Source organism: Sinobaca sp. H24, assembly GCF_023845525.1.
Window position 1 is genome coordinate 156,596 of sequence record NZ_JALBWT010000010.1, and the last position, 19,038, is coordinate 175,633.

The window sequence follows — 19,038 nt, forward strand, 5'->3', positions numbered from 1 at the left end:
CTCCTGTATTGTTTCCCGTTAAAAGCGTACAAAAAAATCCCCTCGTCCGATGGGATGAGAGGATGGATGTACTGCGTCATAACAAAACAGTCTTCTCACAGGAAAGCTGTTATGCAGGGCAAAGTCCTTCTCAGCCTCACGGGACTGTCGTTAAAGGAATGGCTATTTGATTGTTGATCTGTTGTTATTATGACAAACAGTGACTGTCCGGGTCAAGTAATTTTTCGAAGACTTTCCAGCAGCGACTCCATTTCTTCCGGAAGCGGCGCTTTAAACGTCATCCGTTCCTGCGTCATTGGGTGGATAAAAGAGAGCGTATGGGCATGAAGAGCCTGGCCGTCGATCGGCAGCGTGTTTTTCTTGCCATACTTAGGGTCTCCCGCAATGACGTGGTTAATATTTTCATATGAACACGGATTTGGTGGGTTCTTCCCGTTTCCAGTTCACAGTGAATATACGTGTAATGCGCAAAGCGCTCGAGCACGTCAAAATGAGTGACTGCGTCCTTCGCATTGCGCTGGGTTACTTTCATTTTCTGACGGTCTCTTTCGTCACGGCCGATCGGCGCATCAATGGTGCCTTTATCATGCTCCACCACGCCGTGCACAATCGCTGCATATTCGCGCTTCATGGATTTATCCTGAAGCTGGCGGCTCAGCTGTTCATGTGCTTTATCGTGCTTGGCAGCCACCAGCAGCCCCGTCGTATCTTTATCAATACGATGAACAATGCCCGGACGCTTTTCGCCGTTAATACCGGAAAGATCATCACAGTGATACATAAGAGCATTTACAAGCGTTCCGCTGTAATGCCCCGGTGCAGGGTGAACGACTATGCCCCGTTCTTTGTTTATAACAATAACGTCTGCGTCTTCGTAAACAACATTCAGCGGAATATTCTCCGGCAGGATGTCCGGTTCTACAGCTTCCGGCACGCTGACTTCGACTTCATCTTCCGCGTTTAGTTTGTAATTGCTTTTTACCGTTTTGTTATTAACGAGCACCTGACCTTCTTTAATCCACTGCTGTACCATGGACCGGGACCAGTCTTCCCCCTGTTTTGTTACAAATTGATCGATTCTTGAACCTTCTTCATCCGTTGTTATGATCCACTGCATTACTTCCATGTTTGCTTTTCCTCTTTTCTTTCCATTCGTCACTCATCATTTTTATAATTAATAATCCTACGCCTACGACTAAAGCAGAATCCGCTACGTTAAAGATAGGATAGCTGTAGCCCCAGAAATACGTATCCACGAAATCCACGACCGCTCCAAACAGTACCCGGTCAATGAAATTGCCAAGCGCTCCCCCAGTATGAGGACAAGCGGCAGGCCGATCATAATACTGGTTTTCCCGTATTTGTGCAGGTGATAAATAATCGCTGCAACCACTACCACGGTAATAATATAAAAGAACCACATCTGCCCCTGGAGAATGCCAAAGGCGGCTCCTTCATTCCGATGGGAAGTAAGGTATAAAAAGTCCGGGATCAGCTCAATGCTTTCTCCTATATCCATATAAATAACGACTGCATATTTTGTCAGCTGGTCCAAAGCAATAATAAACAGGGCCAGCAAATAATAAAATATCATCATCTAATTTCCTCCGGCTTATCTTAAGTTGTACGTACTTATGCATTTTAGCATAACAGCGCCCTTTAGAAAAGAAGCTTCACCAGGGTCTACTTTAAAAAAGCTTCCCTCCATGAGGAGAGAAGCTCTATTTATTATACTTCCGAATAATGTTCTTTAACAATCGTGCTGCATTTGCTGCAAAGCGTAGGATGGTCTTTATCTTCCCCTACCGTTTCTGAAACCGTCCAGCAGCGCTCACATGTGTCGCCGTCGGCTGCCTGAACCGTAATAGCAAGAGACTGATATACATCAGCTTCCGGCGGCGCCTCTTCCTTTTCCCCAGCAATTTCTGCTTTGGAAACGATAAATAGTTTTTCGAGATCGTCCGTATCTTCCAGAAGTGATTTCAGCTCCGGTACAGGATACAGCTTAATGGATGCTGTTAATGATTTGCCAATAAGCTTTTCGGCTCGTGCCTGCTCGAGCGTTTTTAACACGTCATCACGCACGTCCATCATTGTATTCCATTTTTTCTTTAACGCCTGATAGCTTTCTGTACTTAACGCTTCCGCATATCCGTTAAGTGTACGCTTTCTGCGGATGTTTCCGGAATGTAGGTCCATGCTTCCTCTGCCGTATGCGGAATAATTGGTGCAGCAGACGGGTCAGGGCAAGAAGCGTGTCATAAATAACCGTCTGAATGGCCCGGCGTTTTTTGCTGTCGCGCTTCGATATAGAGAGTATTTTCGCACTGTCCATATAAAAGGAGCTGAGCTCTACCGTGCAGTAGTTATGAATAGCATGGTAAACCGCTGCAAACTGGTACTCTTCATAGCCTTTTGTTACTTTAGCAATAAGGTCCTGAAGCTTCACATGCATAAACAAATCGAGCTCAGGAAGATCCTCTACAGCTACGCGGTCCTCTGCAGGATTAAAGTCATTCAGGTTACCGAGCATAAAGCGGAACGTGTTTCTGATTTTACGGTACACCTCGGCTACCTGCTTTAGAATATCGTCAGAAATACGCACATCTGCCTGATAATCTACGCTCGATACCCAAAGACGAAGAATGTCAGCACCGAGCTGCTTCATGACGTCATTCGGAATAACGGTGTTGCCGATCGACTTACTCATTTTATGACCTTTGCCGTCCAACGCAAACCCGTGGCTGATTACTGCTTTATACGGTGATTTACCAGTTACGGCAACGCTTGTGGACAGCGAGGAATTGAACCAGCCTCTGTATTGATCGGACCCTTCAAGATAAACATCGGCCGGACGCTGCAGTTCTTCCCGCTCTTCGAGCACAGCCTGATGGGAGGAACCGCTGTCGAACCATACGTCCATAATATCTGTTTCTCTCGTAAACGTACCGTTCGGGCTTTGTTCGGACTGATATCCTTCCGGCAGCAGGTCTTTTGTGTCCCATTCAAACCAGATATTGGAGCCGTGCTTTCTAAATAAATCCGATACGTGGGAAATCGTTTCGTCTGTCACAATTTCCACACCGTCTTCTCCGTAAAACACGGGAATTGGAACGCCCCATGCCCGCTGTCTGGAAATACACCAGTCCCCGCGGTCACGAACCATATTAAATAGTCTTGTTTCTCCCCATTCAGGAAGCCACGTTACATTTTTTACTTCTTCGAGCAGCTGTTCCCTAAAGTCTTTAATAGAAGCGAACCACTGAGCAGTAGCCCGGAAAATAACCGGTTTTTTGTACGCCAGTCATGCGGATAGGAGTGCTTGAAAAAGTTCAGTTTTTCCAGAGCATTTAATTCATCAAGCTTTTGAGTGATCTGCTTGTTTGCTTCATCATAGAAAAGTCCTTCAAAACCGGGCGCCTCATCCGTGAAATACCCTTTATCATCTACTGGACAGAGAACTTCCAGGCCATACTGCTGACCTACTACATAGTCATCCTCCCCGTGCCCGGGCGCTGTATGGACACAGCCTGTACCAGCATCCAGTGTTACATGATCACCCAGAATAACAAGAGAGTCTCTTCCATAAATAGGGTGGCTTGTCATTACATGCTCAAGCTCTTCTCCTTTAAACGTGCGGAGCGTTTCAGCCTCTTCCCATTCCAGCTCGGTTTTCAGCTGCTCCAACAGGCCTTCAGCTACGATATATTTTTTATCATTCTGCCTGACCGAAACATACGTCAGCTCCGGATGAACAGCAATCGCAAGGTTTGCCGGGATGGTCCAGGGAGTCGTGGTCCAGATAAGAAACTTTTCGTCCCCGTCCAGAATATTTTTGCCGTCCTTTACATCAAACGTGACGTAAATAGATGCTGATTTTTTATCATGGTATTCAATTTCCGCTTCGGCCAGAGCTGATTCGGAAGAAGGTGACCAATAGACCGGCTTTTTGCCTTTGTAGATATAACCACGCTTGGCCATTTCTCCAAATACTTTAATCTGCTGGGCTTCGTAGTCATTCGTGAGCGTAATATACGGATTATCCCAGTCTCCGCGTACGCCGAGTCTTTTAAACTGCTCGCGCTGGCGGTCCACCTGCTTTAACGCGTAGTCTTCACAGGCCTGACGGAATTCTGCCACCGACATTTTTTTCCGGTTTACTTTTTTGTTTTTTGTTAATGCCGTTTCAATCGGAAGACCGTGGGTATCCCAGCCCGGCACATAAGGGGCATGAAACCCGGACATGGATTTGTAGCGGACGATGAAATCCTTTAATACTTTATTCAGGGCATGACCCATATGGATATCTCCGTTTGCATACGGCGGTCCATCATGGAGCACAAATAACGGACGTCCGGCTGTGCGTTCCTGTACTTTTTGATACATGTTTTCGCTTTCCCATTCTTTTTGTCTTTCCGGCTCCCGGTTCGGCAGATTGCCGCGCATTGGAAACGCCGTTTTCGGCATGAGAAGTGTTTCTTTGTAACTCATTTTATTTCCCCCATTCATTTACTTGTAAGCTCTTTTTAAAAGTTTCAATATACGGATACATCATCCAGACACACAAAAAAGCCCTCTCGATCCGATAGGGACGAGAAGGCTCGCGGTACCACCCTAATAGCTGAAAAAACACAGCCACTTTGGGTTTGTATAACGGTAAACAACCGCCGGTACCTACTTTTATTTCAGTATCGGAACTACAGGGTGATGTCTTTACCTGCCATTGTACTGTGCTTTCACCATGTCACAGCTCGCTGTCCAGACGGCGTACGATAAAGTATGTCCCTGTCTTCGTTTTTTAATATGTTGTGTAGAAAGTATAATTCAGAAAATCCGGTTAGTCAATATTTCGATCCGTCTCTGCTGCAGGCGTTTCCTTCGCAATATCTTCCCATTCTTCGCTATGTAAGAGATTCATCTGGGCCTCGACAAGCATTTTAAACCTCATCCGGTATACGCTGGCCTGCTTTTTCAACTCCTGCATTTCCAATTCCATTTTCTTTGTACGGCTCAATGCGTCGTTAATCAGACGATCCGCGTTTTTCTCCGCTTCCTGAATGATCAGCTGGGATTCTTTATTGGAGCTTTTTCTTACTTCTTCTGCCGTTTCCTGGGAAACCATAATCGACTTATTCAGCGTATCTTCAATAGCGGAGAAGTGTTCTACACGTTCTTCCAGATCTTCTGCTTTTGTCTGCCATTCATTTTTTTCACGGATAGCAGCTTCAAAATCTTTAATTACCTGATCCAAAAAACTCATTAACCTCATCTTCATCATAGCCGCGGAATCCTTTTGTAAACTCTTTATTATGGATATCTAAAGGAGTAATTGGCACTGGCTTCACCTCTGCTGTCGTTTATTGGTCTTTCTTTTTTCCGTACTGCAAACGATATCGTCCTTTTTTCGTCAATCCTTCATTACTTAAAATCTTCCGCCGTCCCATGCCCCGCACGGATACATAATCGCCGGGGGCAACCTGATAAGCCGGCTGGGTAATGGTCTTCCAATTTACTTTTACTTTTTCTTTTTCAATATAAGGAAGCGCTTTGCTTCTGGAAACGCCGTACATTTCAGCAATAAGGACATCAAGCCTGAAAGAAGTAATCGTGGAGCTTACCTCCTCCCAGCTTTCCTCTGCTTCCAATGCATCCTGCAGCGGCTTTCTCTCGACCTGCACCGGTGCATTGCCGGCTTTAGTCAGATTCATTTCCAGGTACAGGCTGACTTCTTCGCTTACCACACAGTGAAAAAACCCTTCACCGGCTATAATATCCCCATATTTTTCTCTTTTAATGCCAAGACCCGTAAGCGTCCCCAGTATATCGGGGTGGCGGAGGGTTACAAACTTGGCGGGATAGGAAACTTCGTATAAAGCTAAATGAAACGAGTCTTCTGTTATTTCTTCATAAAAAGGATAAATACAGGCTCTTTTTCGTTCAGCCCCATTGGCTCCTCCATGAAACTGATAACGTACGGTTTCATCTTTACCGATGATCATCGCGAGCAGATCCTGTTCACGTGGATCAAGAAAATCTGTCAGCTTAGTTTCATAATACGTCTCTACTGCCTGCTTCCAATCCCGCACCTGCTCGATGAAGGGGTGTTCTTCTTTTCGAAAATGCTCAGAATAGTCCATAGATGCTCCTTTTACATAAATAACGCTTGAACACCGCGGCTTGCCATATTTAATACGAGCAGAGCCACTAGTGGAGAAATATCAAACATTCCAAGCGGTGGAATCACGCGGCGGAACGGCTCCAGAAAAGGTTCCACGATGGATCCTATAAACTGGCCGATGGATGTTTCCCGGGCATTGGGAAACCACGACATAAGAATATAAGCTAGTACGATAAATGAATAGATCTGCATTCCTGCAGCTAAAATTGCTCCAATTTGCGCCATTATTTCTCTCCTTTAAGGTTGTTCCTGATTATGTTCATACAGTGCTTCTGAAATGGCACCGGACACATCAATATTGTCCGGAGTGCACAAAAATATATTTTCACCGACTTTTTGAATGTCTCCGCCTATAGCATAAACAGTGCCGCTGAGAAAATCAACAATCCGCTTTGCCTGGTCGTGCTGAAGGCGCTGCAAATTAATAATAACAGATTTTCTATTTTTTAAATGATCTGCAATATCCTGTGCCTCTTCATAGGTTCTGGGCTCGACCAATATCATTTTTGCTGATTGCTGAAGACTTTGCAGACTGACAACATTGGACTTTTCTTTTGCAGGCGGTGCCGGATCCGGAACCGGATCCTCTTCGTATTTTATGAGCGGGTCCCTGTCCTCGACCGTGCCGTCTTCTAATTCAAAAAAACGCTTAAAGTTTTTTTTGAAACCCATGGATTTTCCTCCTGCCTTTAATAGTATGATGCCTCTCAGGCGTTCGTTTCATTACCTACAAGACTTGTTCCAAGTCTAATATACGTTGCGCCTTCTTCGATTGCAATAGCATAATCATTGGACATCCCCATTGACAGCTCTTCACAGGGAGCGTTCGTCTGGCCGAGCTTCCGCACACGATCTCTCAGCTCTCTCAGCTCACGGAACCATCCCCTCGTTTTTTCCGGCTCTTCTTCATATGGTGCCATTGTCATCAGCCCTACCACTTCAATAGCAGAAAAACCTTCGAGACGTTGGATAAACGGAATGACTTCTGCAGAATCCAGGCCTGCTTTGGAAGCTTCACCGGACACATTAACCTGCACAAAGCATTTAACTTTATTTCCATCCTCCAGCCTTTTTTCCAGTTCTTCTGCTAATGACATACGATCCAGTGAGTGAATATATTCATATTTGCCGATAATTTTTTTCGCTTTTTTGGATTGAAGCTGGCCGATAAAATGAAAAGATGCTTTATCCTGAAGCTTTTCCCATTTATCCAGTGCTCCTTCTATCCTATTCTCGCCAAGATGGGAAATTCCTGCTTCAATAGCACGTTCGGCTGTTTCCATCGATACATATTTTGTGACAGCGATGATATGAACTTCATCTTCCCGGCGGTCGGCTCTGCTGCATGCTTCTGCGATTGTCTGTTTAATGTTCGCCAGATTTCCCTCTACATCTCCCAACGTGCCTTTCCCCTTTCTAATCTGCATTTTTACCGATAAAGCTCATCATCCGCCCACTCTTTCCTTTATCCCGGCGGTGTGAAAAAAATAACTGCTCCTGCTCAAATGAACAGTAGGAGGTGATTTCAATTTGCGCTGCTGGTATACCCGCCTGTTCCAGAAGCAGGCGGTTCACTGCTTTCATATCCAGTTGATACCTGCCGCTGCTGTTCTTAGTCCAGGGCGCGGCAGCTGAAGAACCCAGTACCTGTTTCATTGCATTTATAACGGTGTCATCCACTTCATAATGCTGCTGGGAAATACAAGGACCGATCACGGCGTATATTTCTTCCGGAGCGATACCTTCTTCTTTTTCCCATGTTTCGATCATCCGCGCTCCTATATTTAGAGCGGTTCCTTTCCAGCCTGCATGGGCCAGTCCGACCAGCCCGCTGCGCGGGGCGTGAAAATATAATGGCACACAGTCAGCATAGAAGCTCACCAACGTTACATCGGCAGAGCTGGTATACATGCCATCTGCTTCGCCTACCCGGCTTTCCCGCGTTAAAGCACCTTTTCCGGCGTCATCCCTGACAGCATGTATAATGTCTGCTTTGTGCACCTGCTCGGCTGCTGTCCATGTGGAAAGCGGCCTTCCCGCCTCAGCCGCGACCATTTTTCGGTTTTCGACGACGTTATCAGCTTCGTCTCCAACGTGAAAGGCCATATTATTGCTCGCAAAAGGAGCCGGGCTGTGACCGCCGGACCTTATCGTAAATCCGGCGGTTATATCTCCCGGTGCCGAAAACGAAGGGGAAGTGAGGGTCAAAAACGAGCTCGCGGATTGTGTAAAAGGTTCCCTGCTGGCTGTCATGTATAATTCTCCTTTTCAATAAGCCATTCTTGAAAAAAGCCGGACGCGTTGAACACGTCCGGCTTAAGAATTTATTTTTTCTTACGGCGGTTTCTAAGGAATGCCGGAATATCAAGTGCATCTGATTCTTCTTCAGCTGGAGAATGAGATTCTCTTTCTCTTGGCTGCTCTGTATACTCGTCATCACGTCCGGCGCCCGGCGGCGGAGTCTGACGGCTTCTCGCTGGAGCAGGCTGGCTGTACTGCTGGCTTCTTCTTGGAGAAGCACTCGGCTGCTGGCTCTGTCCTCTTGGATTCACTCGTGCACGTTTATCTTCATTATCTTCAAACCCTGTAGCAATAACCGTTACCACTATTTCGTCCTGAAGGTTTTCGTTAATAACCGAACCGAAGATCATATTAACTTCAAGATCAGAGGCTTCAGAAACAATTTCTGCTGCTTCATGTACTTCAAACAGGCTTAAGTTAGCGCCGCCTGTAATATTCATGAGAACACCCTGGGCCCCATTAACAGATGTTTCAAGAAGCGGACTTGAAATTGCTTTTTTAGCAGCTTCAGCTGCCCGGTTTTCGCCGGTAGCAATACCGATTCCCATGAGAGCAGAACCTTTTTCACTCATAATTGTTTTAACGTCGGCAAAGTCCAGGTTAATCAGTCCCGGTACTGCGATTAAGTCAGAGATACCCTGTACACCCTGGCGGAGTACATTATCAGCTTCCTGGAATGCTTCAAGCATCGGCGTGCTCTTGTCTACAATTTCAAGCAGACGATCGTTTGGAATGACAATCAGTGTATCTACTTTTTCTTTTAAAGATATAATTCCGTTTGCTGCCTGGCTGGAACGCTTTCTGCCTTCGAATGTAAACGGACGTGTTACAACGCCGACTGTAAGGGCGCCGATTTCTTTAGCAATTTCTGCGATAACGGGAGCAGCACCTGTTCCTGTACCGCCTCCCATACCTGCAGTAATAAATACCATATCAGCACCCATAAGCGCCTCTTCGATCTGCTCTTTGCTTTCCTCAGCAGCTTTTTTACCGATCTCAGGATTAGCTCCTGCTCCAAGCCCGCGTGTAAGCTTTCCGCCAAGCTGAAGCTTTGTTTCAGCCTGGGAGAGCTGAAGTGCCTGGGCGTCTGTGTTAACAGAAATAAACTCTACACCCTGTAGTCCGTTTTCAATCATGCGGTTAACCGCATTGGAACCGCCGCCCCCTACTCCGAACCTTAATCTGTGCGAGCTGGTCCATATCCATTTCAAATTCTAACATCAATGATCCTCCTAGTTTATCAATTCTGACCCTTTGTTTTATTCAAAAAACACTTTGAAGAAATTCTTCACTTTGCTTTTTACTGTAGGCTGATCAGACTGATTAGATTGATTTTCTTTTTCACGTTGTTCCCTGAGTTCTTTACGGTCTTTCTTAGGCTTTGCATCTGCAGGCGGAAGAGGTGCTGCCTGAAAAGACTGCTCTTCAGTAGAAGATGTGACCGCCATTTCCTTATCTTGAATTTTAACATGTTCATGGGCAAATTCAATAAGACCAATGGCAGTTGTATAAATGGGCTCTCTGACGCCGATATAGTCAGGTACTGTCATACGTACGTTCTGGCGCAGAACATCCTCTGCGAGATCAAGCGTTCCCGGAATCATTACAGAACCGCCTGTAAAGATATAACCGCCGGGCAGGTCGGAATAGCCCATACGGTAAATTTCTTCATGCACAAGTTCAAAGATCTCTTCAAGCCTTGGCTCGATAATCTGTGCAATTTCATATTGGGAATAATCTTCAGAATGGTCATTTCCCATCGTATTCATACTAAATGTTACATCTTCGGAAGCATCGTCAATAAAACGCATAGCCATGATGTCGTTTAATACGCTCCGCTTCTTCTGAAGTGGTACGCAGGCCGACAGAAATATCGTTGGTAATATGATCCCCGCCAATAGACAGCACACGCAGAGCCTGCATCATGCCATCTTTGAATACAGAAATGGTGGTAGATCCTCCACCGATATCAACCATGGCCACACCAAGCGTTTTTTCATCTTTGGAAAGAGCAAAATCACCGGCGGCTAAAGGCTGAAGACACAGCGCTTCTATTTCCAGTCCGGCTCTTTCTACACAACGCAGCAGGTTATGTAAGGTTGTTTTGGCACCGGTAATAAGCGTAGCTTCCACTTCGAGACGTACACCCATCATCCCCCGTGGATCTGTGATCCCCTCTAATCCATCTACAATGAACTGTGTCGGGATCGTATCTACAATTTCTCTTTCAGGAGGAATGGAGAGGACCTGAGCGGCATCCATAACCCGGTCTATATCTTCATCGCGGATTTCACGGTCAGAGCTCGAAACAGCCACTACTCCGCTGCATGGTTTCATTTCAATATGATTGCCGTTCACTCCGAGAATAACGCGGGTAATAGAAAGGCCTACCATGCGCTCTGCTTTTTGAATCGCTTCTCTAATAGAATGAACAGTTTCATCTATATCGACAATAGCTCCCCGCTTCATTCCTCTGGAAGGTGCGGTTCCTACACCGATCACCTGTAGAGATTTGCCTGACATCTCCCCAATAATTACTTTAACGGCAGATGTACCAATATCTAAACTTACATAAATATCTTCATTATTCACTAGTCGGCACCTCCTATGCTAACACCCAAGTCTCTGTTTTAGATTCCGAGTTGTTTACTCTATTTATATTACATGAGCAACACGCTGTTGTGGTATCTTAACAGAAAATTATTTACTTTTTTTAATGAGATCACTTTTTACTATAGAATGGAAAGGTTATTTACACTTATAACGTCTAGTTTACATGAATTATGCTCAGCAGAAAAGAGCACGTTGAATTAAATTCACTGTTATTCTTCATTAACCGGGGTGGATTCTTCATTTTCCGGTGCTGTTTCCGAAATATCGTCGTTCTCTTCAGCAGATTCTTCGGTTTCTTCGGCCGGAGCTTCTTCTGTTTCGATTTCTGCAGAGTCTTCAGCCGGAACTTCTTCTTCAGAAGATTCTGCGGCTTCTCCGGCTTCTTCTGCAGCCGCTTCCTCAGGAGCCCCGTCATTTCCGCCTTCTTCTGCCGGGAGTTCTTCCTCTCCGGTTCCGCTTTCTTCTTCAGCTTCTTCATCGCTTTCAAAATAAGGCGTCAGCTTCATATGAAGAACACCCGGACGCTGCGGTCGACCTCCGCAGAGACAGAGGGATAAGATGCCATATGTTCAGCAAATCCCGGAATCGTGCTTTCTACTTCAATTCCGTCGTTCATAAAAAGCTTTAGTTCATTGGGATCTTCTTCTGTCGGCGAAAAAATCACTTCCGAGATGCTGTTTCTAATACCGTCTCCTGCATTACTCATTTCTTTTGAAAAGCGTTCGAGCTTTTCTTCATCAGAGAACCCGTGCAGAAGCGGGGCATCGCTTGGAATCTGTTCGGAAGGTTTATTACGCAGTACAGCGCCTGTTGTTAATACAGGGATAAACGTGCCTTCTGAAATAACATAGCCGACGCGTTCCTGCTCTGTAATATCAATGACTACTCTGCCGGGAAGAGAACGGCTGATGGAGGCTTCCTGGACTTCTTCCAGTTCCTCTATCTCTGCTTCCGCGCTCCCTCTGTCGATGGACCAGATGTTCTCTCCAGTAACGATGCCGCTCGTTTCAATAATGACGTTTTTCTCTGCAATTTGATTGCCTTCTACTTCCACAGCGCGTATATTGCTCAATGGCGACTGGAAATAAATAACCAGACCAATTAAGATCAAAAAGATGGAAAGATATATTACAAAACGCCTGTTCGAACGCTTTCTTCTCTGCTCCTGCAAGGTGGGAATCCGTTTCTTCAATCGGCACTACTTTCTTATCAGACATCTTTTTCAACCTCCAATCCTGCCCCGGATACTATGTAAAGAAATCGTGAAAAAACGCATCAACCGCGCCTTTTCACAATTTCTACTTCTGTATTCATTACTACCTGATATTTTTCCCACACAGTATGCTTTTACATGTTCGACAATAGCGAGTACATCTTCCGCTTTAGCCTCTCCGGTATTTACGATGAAATTTCCGTGGAGTTCTGAAATCTGCGCTCCGCCATGTACATACCCTTTCAGGCCGGAGGATTCCAACGAGCTGTCCGGCGTGATGGGGAAGGGGATTTCGGAACACACTTCCTGCACACGGCAGATTCCATGGCTGTGTTTCTCTCCTGTAGCTTTTATGTTTTTTGCATTTCTGCTACAATGTCTCTTTTATTCCTTCTTTGAGCTGAAAAAACCGCCTGTACACAGATACCTTTCTCCTTCTGAAGTCTCGATTGCGATAAGAAAATCCCATATTTTTCTGTATCTATCCATTCCAGTCTTCCATCCGGAACCAGCACTCTTGCTTTTACAAGAACATCCGCAATTTCTGTGCCGTGGCGCCGGCATTCATAAAGACAGCTCCACCTATTGTTTCCGGAATTCCTCCGGCAAATCAAATCCGGAAAATCCTTTTTTGCTAATAATGGTTGCCAGCTTAATTAATGAATAGCCTGCATCGACAGTTAGTATGCCGGTTTCCTCATCCAGCTCCATGCCGCTGAGGCGGTTGCCCAGTTTAATAACCGCTCCTTCGATCCCTTTATCATCAACTAAAAGGTTGGATCCTCTTCCAATAGCGCGCCAGGGAAGCTTTTGTTCTTTAATTTCTTCCAGAGCTGTTACCAGCCCTTCTACGGAATCCGGCTCGATAAATAAATCCGCCGGTCCGCCGATTTTCCAGGTAGTATGCTTGGATAATGGCTCGTCTTCGGCTACATAGCCTACCTGTTCGTCTTTCAGACGCTGCAATACCTCTTTCATGAAAGTGCTCCTTTCTCTATTTATTTGACTTTATTAATGAATCCATTAGTTTGTATAAGCGGCTGGATGCGTCAGGCACACCCAGGCTGAGTGATGCTTCTTTCATCTCTTTCCATTTGCTTTCTTCTGACAAGATGGATTGTATGTCCTGCATAAGCACTTCACTTGTTACATCTTTTTCTTTGCGGAGAACAGCAGCTCCATTCATTTCAAGGGCGAGCGCATTCTTTTCCTGATGATTGTTCGTGACATAAGGGCTTGGGATTAAAACAGCAGGTACGCCGAGCGCTGTAATCTCTGCGATTGTGGTAGCCCCTGCTCTTGTGACAATCAGGTCAACATGGTGAAGCACATCCGGCATGTTATGAAGAAAAGGCTGGATGGAAACATTTTCCGGGTTTCCTGCTTCTTTTACCTTTTCCATCACATTATCGTAATGAACGGAGCCGGTAACATACAGATACTGCCAGTCGTGTCCCGCAGTTTCCTTTAATGAGCCTAGGAATGCTTCGTTAATAGGTTTTGCACCTCTGCTGCCGCCTACAATAAGAACAGTTTTACGACCGGGCTTAAGGCCGAGAGAGGCCAGCGGATTTACCGGGGAATGGTTTGCCACTTCAGATGCCCGGGGATTTCCTACAAACTCCACCTTTTCTGAAGGAAAAAACGAGGCGGCTTCCTGAAAAGCAATGCCGACTTTTTCAGCGTACCTGCTCAAAAATTTGTTGGTTAACCCGGGAACACTGTTTTGTTCGTGGATGATACAGGGAATGTTAAGCTTCGCCCCTGCGTATACGACCGGTCCAGCTACGTAGCCTCCGGTTCCGATAACAATGTCTGCTTTAAACTCTTTAATCATTTTTTTAGCTTTGGATGTTCCATTGATAAACCGCCAGATCGTCTTTGCATTATCCAGAGAAAGCTTCCGTTTAAATCCAGTAATTTCAATGGTTTGGAACGGAATGCCCTCACGGGGCACAATATCGCTCTCCAGGCCTTTTTCTGTTCCGATATATAAAAATTCACTCTCAGGAGCTATTCTTTTTATTTCTTTAACGAGGGCCAGCGCCGGATAAATATGGCCTCCGGTTCCGCCCCCGGTTATTACTATTCTCATTAACATACTCCTTTATGCTTCTTCGCTGACGGAGAAGCTATCACTGCTTTTTTTGTTTGTTAATTTCCTGAATAAAAAGGTCGCCTCTCTGCTCAAACGTTTTGAACTGGTCCCAGCTTGCACAGGCCGGAGAAAGAAGAAGTACATCCCCCGCTTCTGCAACAGCGCCAGCCGCCGCCGTTGCTTCTTCAAGAGTATCTACTATTTTCACTATGCTCAGACCTGCTTTTTCTGCGGTGTCTGCCAGTTTATATTTTGTTTCACCATATGCTACTACTGCTTTAAGACCCGCAAAAGCGGCCTCGAGGCTGTCAAATTCGTTCCCCCTGTCCAGGCCGCCAGCAATCAGGACGACCGGGTCTGAAAAAGCTTCAATGGCCTTTTGGGTGGAAAGAATATTGGTAGCTTTGGAATCGTTATACACACGTATACCGTTCACATCTCCTACGTACTGAAGCCTGTGCTTAATACCCGAGAAGGTGGTTAATACGTTTTCCACTGCTTGACGGTCTACGCCGCTCAGCATAGCTGCTGCTGCCGCTGCAAGCATTTTTCATGATTATGCCTGCCCGGCAGGGATGCTTTACTCATTTCCATTACGGGCTCGTTTTGAAACATCATCCATCCGTCTTTAATGCAGGCTCCCTCTGATAGTATTTCTGTCGTGGAAAAAGGAAACAGCCTCGCGTTCGATTGTTTGGCAAGCGCCGTCACTTCAGGATCATCCGCGTTATAAAGTGCATATTCTTCCTCGGTCATGTTGGCAAACATTTTTCCTTTGGATGCTACATAATCTTCTTTTGAACCATGATAATCCAAATGCGCGTCAAATATGTTTAAAATAATGCCGATATTCGGCTGAAAGGCAGGGCTTCCTTTTAATTGAAAACTCGAAACCTCGGTCACCATAAATTCATCCTGCTTTACCTGTTCCGATACTTCACAGGCTACCGTTCCAATATTTCCGGCTAAATAAGACTTCTTTCCACCCTCCTCGAGCAGCGCATGGAGAAGGCTCGAAGTAGTGGTTTTTCCGTTGGAGCCGGTAATGGCTATCATTGTACCTTCGCATAAGCGGCCTGCTATTTCCATTTCTGTAATAACAGGTATATTCAACTCGCCGGCCTTTTCAAACAACGGCAGATCGTAGCGTATACCTGGATTTTTTACTATTATATCTATTTTTTCTTCAAGGAGGGACAACGGATGCCCTCCGCTGTGAAGAGGAATTCCAAGCTGTTTTAATTCTTTTTCTCTGTTGACCCTTCAGAAGAAGCCCCATTATTTACTATTACATGGGCACCGAGGCGGTGAAGAAGCCTTGCGGCTGACATTCCGCTTTTAGCAAGTCCTACAATTAACACGTGTTTATCTTTATACAGGGATTGCTTCATTATATCAGCACCTCAATTATAATTCCTGCCACAGCCAGAACGAGTCCAGTACTCCAGAATACAGTAACTACTTTCCATTCCGACCAGCCGGACAGTTCAAAATGATGGTGGATTGGACTCATTTTAAAGATTCGTTTACCTCTTAACTTAAACGATGCCACCTGGATAATAACGGATAGCGTTTCAATAACAAACACGCCGCCGATAACAACGAGAATCAGCTCAGCTCCAAGCAGAATGGCAATAGCTGCAATCGCTCCGCCAAGGGCAAGAGATCCCGTGTCTCCCATAAATACTTTAGCTGGATGTGCATTAAACACAAGAAATCCTAAGCAGGCGCCCACTATAGCAAAAGAAAAGACAGCAACATCGGATGCGCCCTGGATCCATGCCAAAATCGCAAAAGCCAGAAAGGCTACGGCTCCTGTGCCTGCTAAAAGACCGTCCAGGCCATCGGTTAAGTTTACAGCATTGGATGCCCCGACCAGCATAAAGATAACCAGGAAAAAGTACAGGAAGCCCAGGTCAATGCTGAAATTGGTTGCAGGCACCGACACGGATGTACTAAAATCCCCTGAATAAAATAACGATAAAGAAGATCAGCGCTATTACTGCCTGGCCGGCAAGCTTTTGTTTAGATGTCAGACCAAGATTGCGCTTTTTTACAATTTTAATAAAATCGTCAAGAAACCCGAGTGTACCAAAACCAACTGTTACTAAAAGCAGTAAAAAAAGTTCGGTACTAAACCCGTTCCATATCGTCATAACAAGCATAGTCAAAATAAGCGAAACAAGAATTACGATGCCGCCCATTGTTGGAGTACCGCCTTTTTTCATGTGGGACTCCGGTCCTTCCTCCCTAATACTCTGCCCGAATTTAAATTTCTTCAAGGCCGGAATAAAAAAGGGAGTAAGAATAATCATAAATACGAAAGCCAGAATGCTGGCTGTTATTACATTGAGCGCCATTATTGGACGTCCTTTCTATTAAAAACAAACAGTTTTACTTATGTGTTTTTTTTTTATTGCTGTTTCCGCTTCTTTTCTATCATCAAAAGAAAATACTTCATCTTTTATTATCTGGTACGTTTCGTGTCCTTTGCCGGCAATTAATACAAGATCACCCGGTTCTGCTTGTTCTATCGCATATTTAATAGCTTCCCGGCGGTCTTCAATCACTTTAAAGTTTGTATTAGTCAGCCCTATTGTCATGTCGTCAATAATAGAAGCCGGATTCTCATCACGTGGATTGTCTGCTGTGAAAATACTCATGTCGGATAACGTAACGGCAATCTTCGCCATTTCCGGCCGCTTCGTTTTATCGCGGTTGCCTCCGCAGCCTACCACTGTGTAAACAGAGCCTGCTGCCATTTCCCGGGCCGTCTCCAGAACATTTTTCAGGCTGTCCGGCGTATGGGCATAATCGACGATAACCGCAAATTCCTCCTCAGACTCGACCAGCTCAAATCTTCCTGCGACTCCTTTTACTTTTCCAAGTGCCGAAACGATGGTAGAAAGTGAAATGCCTTCAGAAAGAGCGGCCGTTGCTGCTGCAAGCGCGTTATAGATACTGAATTTCCCTGCCATGGAAAGAGAAAGCGATGCCTCGCCCCAGGGGGTCACAATCGTAAAGGATGTTCCTGTCGGCGTCATGGAAATGTTTTCCGCCCGGATATCTGCCGGTTCGTCTATTCCGTACGTCAGCACAGGAGCAGGGCATACCTTCTCAAAGAAAAGAGAAGCACTGTCGTCTGCATTAAGGACAGCCGTTTTTTCTTCCCCTTCATAGGAATTTCCCAGCTGGCTGAACAGAAGGCTTTTCGCCTGCCTGTATTTATCCATCGTTTCATGGTAGTCAAGGTGATCTTTTGTTAGATTTGTAAAAACTACCGTATTAAAATCACAGCCTCTCACTCTGCCTAAATCGAGAGCGTGAGAGGAAACTTCCATAATGCAGGAATCCACTTCCTGATCTTTCATATCCCGGAATATTTTCTGGATTGTGACAGATTCCGGGGTCGTATTTTTCGTCTCAAAAATTTCTTCGTTAATTTTAGTATACATTGTGCCGATCAGGCCGGTCTGCACAGCATTTTCTTTCAGCACAGCTTCAAGAAGATGGCTTGTGGTGGTTTTTCCATTTGTACCAGTAATCCCAATTAATCTCATTTCTCCTGTAGGATGCTGATAAAAACGGCTGGCAGCGATAGCCATTGTTTTTTGTGTATCCCGGACTACGAGTACCGGAACAGTAAGCGACAGCGGATATTTGGCTATTACTGCGCAGGCACCATTTCTTACAGCCTGTTCTGCGTATTCATGTCCATCTACGGTATAACCTTCAATGCAGAAAAACACCCCTCCGGAAACCACTTCTCTGGAATCCATATGGATGGATGTTATTTCTGGATTTTCCGTTGGAAGGGCGCCGTGAACCAGTACCGGCGGCAGTAAATCGTGTAGGGTTATCATCTTATACTCTCCTGCGAATTGCGTTTTTTATTTGAAAAACCGGGCTGACAAATGAATAGGCCAAGGTAACACCCCGGCCGTTTCACCATTTTCATTTTAAGCTTCCTATAAAAATTTGTCACCCTCGTTTTTATCATTTCCGCTCGAAGGCTTCATTTATTCTGTTTCAGCCGGCTCTTCTTCAAGAGGAGCTTCTTCGGGAACGGTTTCCTCTGCTGCTTCTGATCCCTCTTCATTATCCTGAATTTCCTCCCCTTCTTCCGGGGTTTCTTCTTCTGCTTCTCCGTCACTTGCATCTTCTTGAGTTTCCTCTGCATCTTCAGAGGCGTTTTCTTCAGATTCTTCTGCTGGTTCTTCTTCTGCTGCCTCTTCTTCTCTCATTTCAGCCGGTGTCATAAGCGTAATCGTAATGGCACCCTTATCTGGAATTTCTGCTTCCGGATCAATATTCTGCTCGCTTACATAGCCGGAACCTTCGAAACGAAGGGGCTTATCCAGCAGTTCACTGAATCTTTTGGCGTCTCTAATAGACCAGCCTGTCATATCCGGCATAATGGCTTCGCCGGTTGTTCTTAAAAATATTTTTTCACCTGCAATAACATTGTTTCCGGATTCCGGAAGCTGGGATTCAATATCGTTTCCAGCTCCTACAACCACCGGAACTAAACAAGAGATTCAGCTTTTTTCCTGCGCCTGCTTTGTTGTCATTTCCGTGAAGTTAACCGTATCAATTCCTGTTTCTTCAAAAACTTCGTCATTTTCCACATCGGTC

The 19,038-nt window shown here is 45.4% G+C and carries 10 protein-coding genes, 9 pseudogenes and 1 other annotated feature; all 19 genes and pseudogenes read right to left on the reverse strand.

The features are described 5' to 3' along the window. Positions 1–212: 212 nt before the first annotated feature. Positions 213–1,126: pseudogene (locus MMY81_RS14955) on the reverse strand (RluA family pseudouridine synthase). Further along, positions 1,092–1,594: pseudogene (lspA, locus tag MMY81_RS14960) on the reverse strand (signal peptidase II). The pseudogenes MMY81_RS14955 and lspA overlap by 35 nt, the downstream one beginning before the upstream one ends. Before the next feature lie 134 nt (positions 1,595–1,728). After that, positions 1,729–4,491 (reverse strand): annotated as a pseudogene (ileS, locus tag MMY81_RS14965) (isoleucine--tRNA ligase). A gap of 93 nt (positions 4,492–4,584) precedes the next feature. Continuing rightward, positions 4,585–4,801, reverse strand: a binding site (T-box leader). Between the two features lie 36 nt (positions 4,802–4,837). After that, positions 4,838–5,336, reverse strand: a pseudogene (locus MMY81_RS14970) (DivIVA domain-containing protein). A gap of 21 nt (positions 5,337–5,357) precedes the next feature. Beyond that, a complete protein-coding gene (locus tag MMY81_RS14975; protein WP_252313514.1) occupies positions 5,358–6,137 on the reverse strand; it encodes a YlmH family RNA-binding protein in 780 nt (259 codons plus the stop codon). A gap of 11 nt (positions 6,138–6,148) precedes the next feature. Continuing rightward, positions 6,149–6,403 carry a YggT family protein gene (locus MMY81_RS14980; RefSeq protein WP_252313515.1) on the reverse strand — a complete coding sequence of 85 codons (255 nt, stop codon included), beginning with the start codon at positions 6,401–6,403 and terminating at the stop codon, positions 6,149–6,151. Between the two features lie 12 nt (positions 6,404–6,415). Continuing rightward, positions 6,416–6,850: a cell division protein SepF gene (locus tag MMY81_RS14985; protein ID WP_120192319.1), complete on the reverse strand. Its 435-nt coding sequence runs from the start codon at positions 6,848–6,850 to the stop codon at positions 6,416–6,418. Between the two features lie 35 nt (positions 6,851–6,885). Continuing rightward, positions 6,886–7,578, reverse strand: coding sequence for a YggS family pyridoxal phosphate-dependent enzyme (locus MMY81_RS14990; protein WP_252313516.1), 693 nt, complete (start codon positions 7,576–7,578; stop codon positions 6,886–6,888). Between the two features lie 16 nt (positions 7,579–7,594). After that, on the reverse strand, positions 7,595–8,431 hold the full coding sequence (gene pgeF, locus MMY81_RS14995) for a peptidoglycan editing factor PgeF (protein ID WP_252313517.1): 837 nt from the start codon (positions 8,429–8,431) through the stop codon (positions 7,595–7,597). Positions 8,432–8,502: 71 nt separating this feature from the next. After that, positions 8,503–9,700: pseudogene (gene ftsZ / locus MMY81_RS15000) on the reverse strand (cell division protein FtsZ). Between the two features lie 38 nt (positions 9,701–9,738). After that, positions 9,739–11,071, reverse strand: a pseudogene (ftsA, locus tag MMY81_RS15005) (cell division protein FtsA). 230 nt (positions 11,072–11,301) lie between these two features. Next, on the reverse strand, positions 11,302–11,598 hold the full coding sequence (locus MMY81_RS15010) for a hypothetical protein (protein WP_252313518.1): 297 nt from the start codon (positions 11,596–11,598) through the stop codon (positions 11,302–11,304). Beyond that, positions 11,595–12,284 carry a cell division protein FtsQ/DivIB gene (locus MMY81_RS15015; protein WP_252313519.1) on the reverse strand — a complete coding sequence of 230 codons (690 nt, stop codon included), beginning with the start codon at positions 12,282–12,284 and terminating at the stop codon, positions 11,595–11,597. Before MMY81_RS15015 ends, MMY81_RS15010 begins: the two co-directional genes overlap by 4 nt. 83 nt (positions 12,285–12,367) lie before the next feature. Further along, a pseudogene (murB, locus tag MMY81_RS15020) lies at positions 12,368–13,283 on the reverse strand (UDP-N-acetylmuramate dehydrogenase). Positions 13,284–13,299: 16 nt separating this feature from the next. Further along, positions 13,300–14,400 (reverse strand): undecaprenyldiphospho-muramoylpentapeptide beta-N-acetylglucosaminyltransferase, encoded by a 1,101-nt coding sequence (gene murG / locus MMY81_RS15025; RefSeq protein ID WP_252313520.1) that lies wholly within the window; start codon positions 14,398–14,400, stop codon positions 13,300–13,302. Between the two features lie 40 nt (positions 14,401–14,440). Next, positions 14,441–15,794, reverse strand: a pseudogene (gene murD / locus MMY81_RS15030) (UDP-N-acetylmuramoyl-L-alanine--D-glutamate ligase). Beyond that, positions 15,794–16,763, reverse strand: a pseudogene (gene mraY, locus MMY81_RS15035) (phospho-N-acetylmuramoyl-pentapeptide-transferase). Before mraY ends, murD begins: the two co-directional pseudogenes overlap by 1 nt. A gap of 18 nt (positions 16,764–16,781) precedes the next feature. Further along, positions 16,782–18,266, reverse strand: coding sequence for a UDP-N-acetylmuramoyl-L-alanyl-D-glutamate--2,6-diaminopimelate ligase (locus MMY81_RS15040; RefSeq protein ID WP_252313521.1), 1,485 nt, complete (start codon positions 18,264–18,266; stop codon positions 16,782–16,784). Between the two features lie 156 nt (positions 18,267–18,422). Then, positions 18,423–18,923, reverse strand: coding sequence for a PASTA domain-containing protein (locus MMY81_RS15045; protein WP_252313522.1), 501 nt, complete (start codon positions 18,921–18,923; stop codon positions 18,423–18,425). Between the last annotated feature and the right edge of the window lie 115 nt (positions 18,924–19,038).